1 pseudogene is annotated in these 259 nt (G+C 30.9%); it reads right to left on the reverse strand.

The annotated features are described in order from the left end of the window. Positions 1-105 precede the first annotated feature (105 nt). Positions 106-259 (reverse strand): annotated as a pseudogene (locus SB775_RS31105) (GABA permease); the annotation flags it as partial.

Genomic DNA, 259 nt, shown 5'->3' on the forward strand with positions numbered 1-259 from the left:
ATAAATCATAAAAAGACATAATATTTGTACATTGAAATTCAAACATGTAATATACATCATTATATATTGGGAGGTTTTAAAGATGAGGCTAACTCTCTTTCGCTATTTTCCAAATGATTTCACCGAGAAAACATTCGTCCACGTTAATAAAATCGTTAATATTAAGCTTAATAACCAGAGTGGGATTTCTGGAATCCAGTATTGAATAATACCAGCACCTGCTGTAGCTTCTATTGCAATAACAATTACCCAGAAAAAC

Source organism: Peribacillus sp. SIMBA_075 (genome assembly GCF_046534585.1).